This is a genomic window from Rhizobium sp. P32RR-XVIII (genome assembly GCF_012641395.1).
Classification (GTDB): domain Bacteria; phylum Pseudomonadota; class Alphaproteobacteria; order Rhizobiales; family Rhizobiaceae; genus Rhizobium.
In genome coordinates, this window is sequence record NZ_JABAIH010000003.1 from 118,297 (window position 1) to 130,350 (window position 12,054).

Here is a 12,054-nt window from a genome sequence, read left to right on the forward strand (position 1 = left end):
TCGGACTGTTATCGCGGCCGGGCTGCTATCGGTGTTCGCTTAGGCTCTCTACTCAGCTACCGATCTTGGGGCGCAAAGCAAGCCGGCCTTTAGCCATCAGCATCTTTCTCGCTTCGCGCACGGCCGACCGGCTCGCCTTGAACGTTTCCGACCACTTTGCCTCGTTTGGTAGGATGGTCCCCCCCCCCCCGCGACTGGTCGCCACGTATGATGGGAAGCACTCTTTCGCCGGCTATGGAGACATGCACAATGGCGCCGCGCATAGGTACTTCACGCTGCTTGCCGTCGGCGCATGACTGAGGCTCGAAAGCCGTCCGGGTTTCCGGTCCTTCATTGGATTCACCTGCCTCGGCGCCTTGTTACCCCTGGGCAGGAACTCAGTTAAAACCGCCGCCACCATAAGAACGCGGCAGCGAGACGCGTTGTGTCCCATGGAAGGATCGGGGCAGCGGAGCGCCCACTCGCTTGAGCGCTCCGAACCACGCTTTATTTCTGAATGCAGGTGTCGACGGTGTCCTTGGTGCATTCGTCGAGCCCGGTGAACACCGGATCCTCAACCGGCTTTCCGGCGATCAGGTCCATCATCACGGTGGGTGCCTTGTATCCCATTTCGAACGGACGCTGGCCCACGAGGGCGGTTACGAGGCCTTCCCTGGCAATTGCCACTTCGTCGCCGATTGTGTCGGCGGCGCCAATCACGAATTCGTTCTTGCCGATCTTGTCGGCCATCGGTTTGAACAAGTCGCGGTAGGGCTGTGGTGCGCCAAACAGCGGCCAGCCACCCATGATGCCGAAAGCGTCGAGGTCAGAATTGGCGGCCAGGATGTCGGTCATCGCCTGGACACCCGTGGCGCCGTTGTCGTTGGTGAAGACCGGGCAGCCGGCGACTTCCGTCCAGCCGCCTTCGCCCTTCAATGCGGCGAGCCCCTTCTGCCCGCTGAGCGTGTCGCGCATGCCTTGCGCGCGGCGCAGAATGTTGTCGGCACCTGGATTGCCTTCGATGGTGCAGATCTTGCCGCCGTTCGGCTTGGCCTTCTTGATGTATTCACCGATCCGCGCACCCATCAGGTAGTTGTCCGTGCCGAGATAGGTCTTGCGCAGAGCGGCATCCTCTGCCGCGAGATCGGCATCAAGCGTCATCACCGGAACGCTCGGATTGGCTGTCTTGAGCGTCTGGGCGATAAGCTTGGCATTCGACGGCGAGATGGCGATCGCGGCCGTATCCGCCTTGCCCAGCATATCCTGGACGATCTGCGCTTCTCCGGCTTCATCGGAGGTCGATGCCGGACCGGTGTAGAAGCATTCATATTCCGAGGATGCGTTTTCCTTGTTCCATTTCTGGCAGCCCTGGTTGATCGCCTCGAAGAATGGATTGTCGAGGCCCTTGACGACGATGACGAGCTGCTTTTTCGCGGCCAAGGCCTGTCCGGCCGTGAGCGCGAGTACAGCAGCAGCTGTAAGCAATAATGCCTTCCTCATAGCTTCCTCCCTTTGAAAAAGACGGGCACCACTGCCCGCCACATGATCAACCCGGGTACCAGACGATACGAGCCTCCTCCTTTGATCGCTCGTATTCCCAGGCCGAGTCGATAAGCTTTTCCAGATCGTAGACGGGGCTCCAATCCAGCAGGTATTTGGCCCTGCTGTTGTCCATCCAGTTCGAGTGAAACTGGCTCGGTATGTCGACGGAGCCGAGCCCTCGCGTGCGGGCGAGGTAAGCGGCGACTTCCCCATAATCCACGGGACGGTCCATGCAGATGTTGAAGAGCTGCCCTTTGGCGCGAGGATTGCCGAGCGCGGCCAATATCGCCGAGACCAGATCATCGACATGGACGAAATTGCGCTTCAATGGGCGCCCGTCCGCGTCATGCAGCAACGGCACCGTGCCTTCGCGGGCGTAACGTTCAGCGTCGGTCGGCCGGACAAGCGTCTTCCAGTCGGGTCCACCGAAGACATCCTCGCCAAAAGAAAGCGTGAACTTGAAGTCGTCCTTCTCCATGATCCAGGGCGCACGCAGGCAGCAGCCGTTGATGCCGTACTGGATGCCAAACTGCTCGAGCATCACCTCTTCGAGGACCTTGGACAGTGCGTAGCTTCCCGGATAGGCGCGATGTGCCGTATTTTCGGTAATCGGTCCATCATGGCGATAATAGAAATGGCCGATGCCGGCGTCGCCTCCGATGAGGATGAACTGTTGCGCGGTGGGGCTGGTGCGGAACGCCTCGAGCAGCCAGAAGAGGCCCTTGACCGTTACATCCATGACGTCGGCAGGTGTTTCCTTGCAGGTGGCGAGATGCAGGACGTGGGTAACGCCTTCCATTGCCGCTGCGACGACATCTCGATCGGCGATCGAACCCCGCATCACACCGAGGCGGTCGGTCTCATCGAGCAAGCGATTATGACAAAGCGCGCGGATGCGTGCCTTGGAAAATCTCGCATCGTCAAGCAGCCCAGCAATGAAGCGCCGCCCGACCTTGCCCGTAGCCCCGGTGACAAGGATCAGCATGCTCTCTCTCCTAGCAGAAGCTAATATCCGCGCGTTTCCGGCGTCAACCGGTATTTGTACGACAAATACAGATTTTTGTGATGATGGGCTGATCAGGCGGACAATCGATTGACGGTTCTTCAAGCTTTTGCGTAAATGAGCACAATCGCTTTCCGGGGAGGAGATCGGCAGGGCGAGATCGCAGGCGGCTGACTCCGGCGGGCAACGGACAGCGATGGGAGCCTGCAGGTTCTGGGGAGGGTAGTCGGCTGGTGACGGTTCTCGAACTCACCAACATTTCCAAACATTTCGGTGCCATCCAGGCGGTCAACGACGTTTCGCTTTCGCTGGAGGCGGGGCAGGTGGTTGGCCTCATGGGGGATAACGGGGCTGGAAAGAGTACCCTGGTCAAGATGATCGCCGGAAACTTTCGGCCGAGCGAAGGCACCATGCGTCTCGAGGGCGAGGAGATCGTACTGCACCGGCCGGTCGAGGCACGGCAGCACGGCATCGAGATCGTTCACCAGGATCTGGCCCTTTGCAACAATCTGACGGCGGCGGCAAACGTCTTTCTCGGACGCGAACTGCGCCGCGGCGTCGGTCCCCTGCAGGTCTTGGATTACAAGACGATGTACAGGCGAGCTGGCGAGATTTTCAGGGAACTGAAATCGGAAACGCGTCCGCGCGACCTCGTCAAGCAGATGTCGGGCGGCCAGCGACAGGCGGTGGCGATCGCGCGCACCATGCTGTCGGAAGCGAAGATTGTGCTGATGGACGAACCGACTGCTGCGATTTCGGTCCGTCAGGTCGCGGAGGTCCTCAATCTGATCCGCGAGCTGCGCGACCGGGGCATTGCCGTTGTCCTCATCAGCCATCGCATGCCCGACGTTTTCTCCGTTGCCGACCGCGTGATCGTCATGCGGCGGGGCAGAAAAGTAGCCGACAAATCGATTACGGCGAGTTCGCCGGAGGAAGTCACGGGTCTTATCACCGGCGCCATCGAACAGGTTTGATCGGCGCTGCTGTCCCTATCGGGAGAAATGAAGGTCGACGATGGCAATTACCCTTGACCAGACGATTGCACAGAAGCAGCGCAGCTGGCTTTCGGAGTTGGTAGGCGGCCAGACATTCTGGGTCCTGGTTGCCGTCATTCTTGCCTGCATCTTCCTGTCCTTTGCCACCGATTCCTTTGCGACGGCGAAGAACCTTTACAATATCACCCGAAACGTCACTTTCGTCGCGATCATCGCGCTTGGCATGACCTTGGTGATCATCACCGGGGGCATCGATCTGTCGGTAGGCTCGGTGCTTTGCCTCTGCAGCATGGTGCTCGCGGTGGTCATGCACGCAGGCTACAGTATCGAAATCGGCATTGCCGCCTCGATTGGCACCGCGCTTCTGATCGGCGCCTTCAACGGCGTGATGATAGCATATCTAAACTTCCCGCCATTCGTGGTGACTCTCGGCATGCTGTCGATTGCGCGCAGCCTGGCAATGGTCGCATCGAACAATACCGTCGTCTTCCAGTTCGGCCCCGATCACGACAAGCTTCTGGCGCTGGGCGGCGGGGCATGGTTTCTCGGCATCGCCAACCCGGTCCTGTACATGGTCATTCTGGCGCTTCTTACCGGCTTCGTGCTGCGCTGGACCAGGTTCGGCCGCTATGTTTTCGCCATCGGCGGCAACGAGCATGCCGCAACCCTGACCGGCGTTCCCGTTCGCCGCATCAAGGTCGCCGTTTACATGATCTCAGCCTTGTCGGCGGGAATTGCAGGCATCGTTCAAACTGGCTGGCTGGGCGCCGTCACCACGAACATCGGTGCCGGAATGGAACTCCAGGTCATCGCGGCGGCCGTCATCGGCGGCGCCAATTTGGCGGGCGGTATCGGCACCGCCTTCGGTGCATTGGTCGGAGCGGCTCTGATCGAAGTGATCCGCAATAGTCTCGGCTTGCTCGGCATCAACGCCTTTTGGCAGGGCACCTTCATCGGCGGGGCAATCGTGCTTGCCGTCCTGTTCGACCGGATCCGCAATTTCCGGCAGAGCGAGTAGTCCAGGTTGCTATCGGCGAGATAGCGCATCCGTATGGTCGCCGGCGGGCGCTTGCTTCCGTTTGAGAGCGTCCTGCGGATAGCGAAATCGTGCACCGACTTAGGTCGGTCTCATCGAATAAATACCTTGAATACATGACGTTAAAATAGTCGTTGTGCGAAACACAGGGGAAAGAATGGCAATATAACCAGGAATCCTCCAATTTCACTGTTTATATAAGATCGCCTAACGCCTCATTTGTGAACAGTATATCGTGATTTACTCTTGCGGAAGACGTGTTCTAGTCCTCGTTCGAATTATTTTTGACAAAAATTTACCTCTATTCTGCCATTATTGTTAGCCCATATGGAATTTCCGCCCGTTTCAAAGGGGAGATGCCATGGCGCTCACGACATCCGACCGAGATACGATTGCAAATGACGACCAGTATGCGCCGGTCGACATGACGGCTTTACTACGCGAGCTCTTTCCCATAACGCGCAGCATTACTGGTAACGGCGTACGTCAGACGCTGGCATCGCTCAGCAAGTTCGTTCCGCTCTCGATTCACGAGGTTCCGACAGGTACCTCTGTGTTCGATTGGGAGGTTCCAGAGGAATGGAACATCCGGGGCGCCGTCATCAAGACCCTGACGGGCCGAACCGTTGTCGATTTTGCCGAGAGCAATCTCCACGTTGTCAGTTACAGCGTACCGGTCGAGAAGGAGATTTCCCGGGAAGAACTGGCCGCACATGTGCATACCTTGCCGGACCAGCCGAACTCAATTCCATATCGCACTGGGTACTACGCCCGCGACTGGGGGTTCTGCATGCGCCACTCGACGTGGCTTTCGATGCAGGACGACCGCTACCTCGTGCAGATCGACAGCGGGCTCGCTCCTGGAAGCCTGACCTATGGCGAGTACTTCATTCCAGGGGAGACGGAAAAGGAAATCCTCATATCCGTCCACGTCTGTCATCCAAGTCTGGCCAATGACAACCTTTCCGGGGTTGTGGTGGCTACTGCCCTTGCCGCGCTATTGAGCCACGGCGGCCCCCGTCGATTGGGCGTGCGGTTTCTTTTCCTGCCTGCAACGATCGGCGCCATCACGTGGCTTGCGCAAAATGAAGGCAAGCTTGACAGCATTGCCCATGGTCTGGTGCTCACCTGTATAGGAGATGCGGGGCCGTTCCACTACAAGACAAGTCGATCGGGTGCCGCGATCGACCGCGCGGTGGAACACGTTCTGCGCCATGCCGGCCATGACTACGAAATTCTGCCGTTTTCACCTTACGGCTATGATGAAAGACAGTATGGCTCGCCCGGTCTCAATCTGCCGGTCGGATGCTTCATGCGAGCCGTGCATGGCACTTTTCCGGAATATCACACGTCAGACGATAACTGTGATTTCGTCACTTCGGCGGCGCTTGAGCAATCGTTCAGTGTTCTGGTGGATGTTCTGCATCTTCTCGATAACGACAGAGTGTTTCAACGGACGGATGGTCGTGGGGAGCCGCAACTTGGCAGGCGGGGCCTTTACAGGGCGATTGCCGGGCAGCGCGAGGCTGGTGGGGCCTCCCAAATGGACCTCCTGTGGCTTTTGAACCTAGCGGATGGATCTCATTCGATCCTTGAAATTGCGGACCGAGCCAACGTTCCTTTCAGAAGGATACTGGCGGCCGCAAAATTGAGCCTTGAAGCAGAACTGATAGCTGAGGTGAGCCAATGACAGCCATGAGCCAGACGAACACCACGCCTACGCCCATCCCTGCCGGCCGTATCCAGGCCTGCCGCTCGTGCGGCGGTAACGATCTTCCAACAGTGCTTGATCTGGGAGAACAGCCGCTGGCCAACGCCCTTCTCGAACCCGATTCCCTTGATGAAGCGGAGGAGTTGTTTCCGCTTGAGGTCGTCTTCTGCAGTGAATGCGGACTCCTTCAAGTCAGCGAAACCGTTCCTCCCGAAATCCTGTTCGGACAGGATTACCCGTATTACTCATCTTTTATTCCTGCCTTGCTGAAGCACAGCCGAACACATGCTTTGGCCCTGATGGAAGAATATCCGTCACTGGACCAGAGGCTTATTGTCGAAATTGCCAGCAACGATGGCTACCTCCTGAAAAATTTCGTTCGGAAAGGAATACCCGTTCTGGGCATCGACCCCGCGAAAGGTCCCGCCGAGGCCGCTCTGGAGGCCGGCGTACCAACGCTCACTGCGTTCTTCGGGGTGGAAACGGCGCGCGAACTCGTTGAGGATGGCAAACGTGCATCCATCATGCTTGCCAACAATGTTCTGGCGCATGTTACGGACATAAACGACTTCGTCGGGGGCTTCGCAATTCTTCTAGCCGATGACGGCATTGCTGAGTTTGAGTTCCCTTACGTTCGCGAACTCATCGAAAACTGCGCCTTCGATACGATCTATCATGAGCATGTCTTCTACTATTCTCTCGCGGCGCTTGAGCCCCTGTTTGCCCGCCACGGCCTCTACTTGAATGATGTGCAGGCGCTGTCGATCCATGGGGGATCTCTCAGGCTTCGCGTCAGCAAAACGAGAGGCAAGAGTGCCGAACTTGAGCGGTTCCAGGCCGAGGAGCGTTCGCTCGGTCTCGATGGCTTGGAATACTACCTTTCGTTTGCCCGCCGCGTCGAAAAGCTGAGGGACGATTTAAGACGGATGCTGGCCGAGATCGTCTCCCGCAAGAAGACGATCGCCGCATACGGCGCAGCGGCCAAGGGAGCGACCTTGCTCAACTATGTCGATCTCCCCGATGGTACGATTGCGTACGTTGTCGATCGAAACTCCCACAAGGTCGGCAAAGTAATGCCTGGCGTACGGCTGCCGATCAAGGATGTCGACGAGTTGCTGCGCTCGCAACCGGACTATCTCTTGATCCTGGCTTGGAATTTTGCCGACGAAATCATTCGCCAGCAGAAAGAATATCTCGAGCGTGGCGGTACGCTTCTTCGCGCCGTTCCGTATCCACAGATCCTAGCGGCATGATCAGTCCTAAGGCGTTTACCCAATTGCAATCGCGAGGGGAGCTTTGAATGAGAGACAACGGATACGTCATTCTTGGTAGCGGCATGGCAGGCTTTGGCGCCGCCAACACCCTGTTTGAGAACGGAATAAGAGCCAAGCTCTACGACAAACGTTCGCGACCAGGTGGGCTGACATCCAGCTTCGGGTCCGGCGATGGCTTCGTTTTCGATGAAGGCGTCCACATCTCCTTCGCCAAAAACACGCGTGTAAAAGAGCTGTTCGCGCGGTCAACGAACCAGCAGTTTGAAACCGGTAATGTCTACTGCAACAATTACTGGCAGGGCTACTGGATCAAGCATCCGGCTCAAGTCAATCTTCACGGACTCCCGACTGATCTTGTCGTGAACTGCATCAAGGATTTTATCGAGGCAAGACAGCAGCCAAATCCGGAGATTCGCAATTACGAGGATTGGCTGATGGCAGCGTTTGGCCCGACCTTCGCGAATACGTTTCCGATGGTCTATACCAAAAAGTACCACACGACCGAGGCAGCCAACATGTCGACGGACTGGTTGGGGCCTCGGCTGTATCGCCCGAACCTCGACGAAGTTCTCCGAGGCGCGCTGGAACACGAGCCGCTGGACGTGTTCTATGTCAGTGAATTTCGCTATCCCACCGAGGGCGGCTTCGAATCCTTCATCAAGGGGTTCTATGACAAAGCCCAGGTATTTTGCGATCATGAACTGGTCGGAATTGATCTTAAAGACAGGAAGCTGTCATTCAGGAACGGCACGACAACGACGTTTGAAAAATTGATATCGTCGCTGCCGCTGCCGGTCCTTATTCCCCTGATCACAGATGCGCCGCGTGAGGTGCGCGAGGCCGCCGCGAGGCTGGCGTGCACGCAGGTTGTCGTCGTGAACGTCGGGCTGAACCGGCCAATCGAGACGAAGCCTCAATGGTCCTATTTCTACGACGAGGACATACCCTTCGCCCGCGTGAGCTATCGTGGAAATCTCTCGCCAAAAACCGTGCCCGAGGGGTGCGGCGGCATGCAGGCGGAAATCTATTTTAGTGAGAAATACCGCCCGCTAACAGAGAGCCGCGACGAATGGATCGAACGGGCAATCGATGGGCTCATAAAATGCGGGCTGATCGGATCGAGGCGCGAGATTATCCATCAGAGCGCAATCACGCTTCCGTTCGGCAATATCATATTCGATCTGGAGCGAAAGGCGGCTGTCGATACGGTGCATGGCTACCTGGATGAGGTTGGGATCCACTATTGCGGCAGATTTGGCCAATGGGGATATATCTGGACCGATGCTGCATTCATGAGCGGGGAGCGAGCCGCACGCGCGGCGTTAGGCGTGAAGGAACTCGAGGAAGCCTGATAAGCGGGCGATCGGCCAGGCATCGCAAATCTCGCTTTAAACGCCGCGGGCGGCTACATATTGGATAAGCGTTTCGATGAACGCATCGATATCAGCGATTGTCGTGCGATGATTGACGAAGGCGCATCGCACGGCCAGCGCGCCGTTGAGGGTGGTCCAGGAAGGCGCGGCTAAGCCCGATTCCTGAATATCCAATACCAGGTTGCGAACAAAATCGTCGTTCACGCCACGAATGCCGAAGCAGACGATGTTGAGCGCAACGGGCGCCTTCAGTTCAAATATCGGATCGCGTTTCAGCCTTTCGGCGAGATAACGCGCAAGCTCGCAGGTGTGTGCGATCGACTTTCCGATGCGTTCCGTTCCAAGCGCCTCGATTGTCATCCATGTTTTCAAGGCACGGAATCCTCGCGACAGGTCCGGGCCTAAATCGCAAGGCCAGGTTTCGCCGGCCGCAAGGCCGCGATCCGCGCGCTGCAGATAGGCAGCCGGCTGCGCGAAGGCCCGCTTCTGGGCAGCGCCGTCCCGAACCAGCAGAAATCCGGCATCATAGGGAACCTGGCCCCATTTGTGAAAATCAAGGGCGACCGATGCCGACCTTTCTATGCCTTTAAGCCGGTCGCGCAAAGAGCGGGAGAATACGGCCAGTGCGCCGATTGCTCCATCGACGTGAAACCAGAGATCTTCCGTGGATGCGATTTCCGCGATTTCCGCAAGCGGGTCGATGGCACCGGTGTTTACCGTTCCAGCAGTGCCCACGACGAGAAAGGGCAGGAGTCCATTCTCGCGGTCTCTCGCAATCGTTGCAGACAGCGCATCCGGCAGCATCCTGCCGGCAGCGTCAACCGCAATCTTCCGCAGATTCGCCGATCCAATGCCGGAGAGCTGCATTGCCTGCGCGATGCATCCATGCGCCTCGGAAGACGTATAGGCCACGAGTTCGCGGTCGGAGCTTCGCAAGCCGGTCTCCCGGACCGATTGACCCAGCGCCTCGGTTTTCGCAATCGTCACGGCGAGGAAATTTGCCATCGAGGAGCCGGTGACGAACAGGCCGTTCGCTCCACCCGGATATCCCAAGGCCTCGCTCATCCAGCGGACGATTTGTTGTTCAACCTCGAGGCCGACGTGGTCGCGGCCGCCGCAGTTTAGGTTGAGGCCGGCCGAAACGATCTCTGCGGCCATTCCGATCGGCGTGCCAGCGCCGTGGACCCAGCCCATAAACAACGGGTGCAAATTACCCGTCGCGAATGGCAGGATGTGGCTACGCACATCATCCAACACATCGCCGAGTTCACGGGACTCCATCGGCAATGGTTGGGCAAACCGCGCGCGTGTCTCATCTGCCGGCTTCTGCCATACCGGCCTCTGCCTGATTGTTTCGATGTGGGTGATAATGTCGTCGAGCAGGCCATGAGCGGTCTGGCGAAACTCAGCCCAGTTCGATGGATCGAGGCTGAAAGAGGTCTCGCTCGATCCGCTTACGATCGCTGGCTGCTGCTTGTCTTCCCGAAACATCATGCCTCCCGGAGATGTTGAAGGACCGCAGATAACTTACGGAATACGACGTCGAGCTTGGCTTCCATCGGCACTAGCGCCTGCTCCAAGCTCTGGCCGGCTGGATCGCAGGCATGGAGAGCCGCTTGCGTTCAAACGGCTTCATCCTACCTGAGCGCTCTTGACCGTCGCCGTTGACGTCGCTTGCGCTGCGCGCTGCTGCAGCGCGTCCTCGAAGGCCGCGAAGAGCTTGGTCATCGGGCCCTTTTTGTAGGGGAACACACTCTCCGGATCCATCGAATGAACGATCATTGCGACATCAGCCTCGAACACGAGCAGGCGTCCATCGGAAAGCTCGGCGCAGTCAATGGCGAAATAGTCCAGCCCGAGGCATCGATGAAGCGCTTCAAAGGCGCGCGCATGGCGCGCCGCGAAGTCGCTATCGAAGTCGGCCATCCACGATGCTTCCTCCGCACGCCTATCGGCGTACTGGGCCATGCCGGCGCTCAAGTAGTGCACCATCCAGTGGTCGGATATCGCGAGATGGCTGGCATAGGGCTTGCCATTGATGAACGCGATTCTTTGCTTCCGGAACTTTCCGTCTTCGCCGCTGTAATCGATGAATGGCGTGACGTAGAATTCGGTTTCGGCGCGAGCGGTCAGGAAAGCCGAAAGTTCTGATGGCCCTGAAATTTTTTCCATTCCTTCGCCCGCATGCGTGCCCACTGGCCGGACAATCACGGGGAAGGAGCTCATTCCGGGAATTGCTGCGATCTCGATCTCGCCGGAAGCCAGTTGCTCAACCGCACTTCGAGAGACGCGCGCGACGGCCGGGACGAGTATCGAAGGCTGGTCCTTCAGCGCTTCCACAACACCATCCCTGGTGAGTTCCATGATAAGGCGTGGCGCATTGTTCATGATGGGGCCGGCCCATCCGTCCAATAGTTTTTCGAGGTTCTCCAGCACCGGACGATTGGCAGGCGACTCGCCGACCGCTACGAACGCGACATCGTGCTCCGGAACATTCCTGAGGTCTCTGGTGTCGGCATCGACATAGTAGAGCAGGATATTCGCGTCGGAATCCTCAAGAAGAAATTCGATCGGCGTATTGGCCATGAAATCGCCGGCGGTCACGAAAACCAGGACGTTTAAGCCAGTGCCCTGTCCGTTTCTGATGCGATACTTCCGGCTGAGCGAAAGTGCGCCTTGCTGGCTAATTGCCGCCTCATCCTTCTGACCGAGCACGTGTAACAGGATCGACGCGTCCAGGAACACCGCAGCGTCGGCGGGATTGGCAGAAGCGCGGGCGTAGAGACTGTCCCATAGGGGAGAGAGATCCCTTCCTTCGTAGGAGGCTCGTACAATGGAAGCTTTGCCGAAGATGAGATGCGGATCTTCAGACGTCTGGATCGAAAGCGCGGCGCTTTTCAAACTCTCAAGCCCTTCTAACACGCGGTCGATCCGGCCGTTTCGGCCGCCACTCCGCTGCCTTGATTACGAGGTGCGAGGTTCCTCTTTCGCGCTCGGCCCTTGTGCGAGCCTGATGGCGCCCGTTCGACAAGTGAAAGAAATTCCAGCCCTGCGGGTCGATGGCTGACGGGGTAAATGCGCCGGGGCCACAGACTCCGGCCTCGCCGCCAGCACACTGACGACGACACATCCGTCAGAAGG

9 protein-coding genes and 1 pseudogene are annotated in these 12,054 nt (G+C 58.1%); 5 read left to right on the plus strand and 5 right to left on the minus strand.

The features are described 5' to 3' along the window. Positions 1–55: 55 nt before the first annotated feature. From HGP14_RS10255 to HGP14_RS10265, 3 genes and pseudogenes are all read right to left on the minus strand, one after another. Positions 56–263 (minus strand): annotated as a pseudogene (locus tag HGP14_RS10255) (FadR family transcriptional regulator); the annotation flags it as partial. A 223-nt stretch (positions 264–486) separates the two neighbouring features. Continuing rightward, positions 487–1,479 (minus strand): substrate-binding domain-containing protein, encoded by a 993-nt coding sequence (locus HGP14_RS10260; protein ID WP_168829740.1) that lies wholly within the window; start codon positions 1,477–1,479, stop codon positions 487–489. 46 nt (positions 1,480–1,525) lie between these two features. Continuing rightward, entirely contained in the window at positions 1,526–2,506 is a 981-nt protein-coding gene (locus HGP14_RS10265) for an NAD(P)-dependent oxidoreductase (RefSeq protein ID WP_168829741.1), read from the minus strand. A 248-nt stretch (positions 2,507–2,754) separates the two neighbouring features. Between HGP14_RS10265 and HGP14_RS10270 the strand changes: the two genes are divergently transcribed. From HGP14_RS10270 to HGP14_RS10290, 5 genes are all read left to right on the plus strand, one after another. Then, positions 2,755–3,498, plus strand: a complete 744-nt coding sequence (locus tag HGP14_RS10270; RefSeq protein ID WP_168830281.1) for an ATP-binding cassette domain-containing protein — start codon at positions 2,755–2,757, stop codon at positions 3,496–3,498. A 40-nt stretch (positions 3,499–3,538) separates the two neighbouring features. Next, entirely contained in the window at positions 3,539–4,537 is a 999-nt protein-coding gene (locus HGP14_RS10275) for an ABC transporter permease (protein ID WP_168829742.1), read from the plus strand. Between the two features lie 379 nt (positions 4,538–4,916). Continuing rightward, positions 4,917–6,245 carry a DUF4910 domain-containing protein gene (locus HGP14_RS10280; protein ID WP_205927113.1) on the plus strand — a complete coding sequence of 443 codons (1,329 nt, stop codon included), beginning with the start codon at positions 4,917–4,919 and terminating at the stop codon, positions 6,243–6,245. After that, positions 6,242–7,519, plus strand: a complete 1,278-nt coding sequence (locus HGP14_RS10285; protein WP_246704417.1) for a class I SAM-dependent methyltransferase — start codon at positions 6,242–6,244, stop codon at positions 7,517–7,519. Before HGP14_RS10280 ends, HGP14_RS10285 begins: the two co-directional genes overlap by 4 nt. A gap of 47 nt (positions 7,520–7,566) precedes the next feature. Beyond that, complete coding sequence (locus tag HGP14_RS10290; RefSeq protein WP_281408082.1) at positions 7,567–8,892, plus strand: NAD(P)/FAD-dependent oxidoreductase; 1,326 nt, start codon at positions 7,567–7,569, stop codon at positions 8,890–8,892. Between the two features lie 36 nt (positions 8,893–8,928). On the opposite strand, the gene HGP14_RS10295 is transcribed toward HGP14_RS10290, so the two are convergent. Both HGP14_RS10295 and HGP14_RS10300 read right to left on the minus strand, forming a co-directional pair. Next, positions 8,929–10,404, minus strand: coding sequence for a pyridoxal phosphate-dependent decarboxylase family protein (locus HGP14_RS10295; protein WP_168829744.1), 1,476 nt, complete (start codon positions 10,402–10,404; stop codon positions 8,929–8,931). A gap of 141 nt (positions 10,405–10,545) precedes the next feature. Beyond that, positions 10,546–11,835, minus strand: coding sequence for a tetratricopeptide repeat-containing protein (locus tag HGP14_RS10300; protein WP_312862122.1), 1,290 nt, complete (start codon positions 11,833–11,835; stop codon positions 10,546–10,548). Positions 11,836–12,054 lie beyond the last annotated feature (219 nt).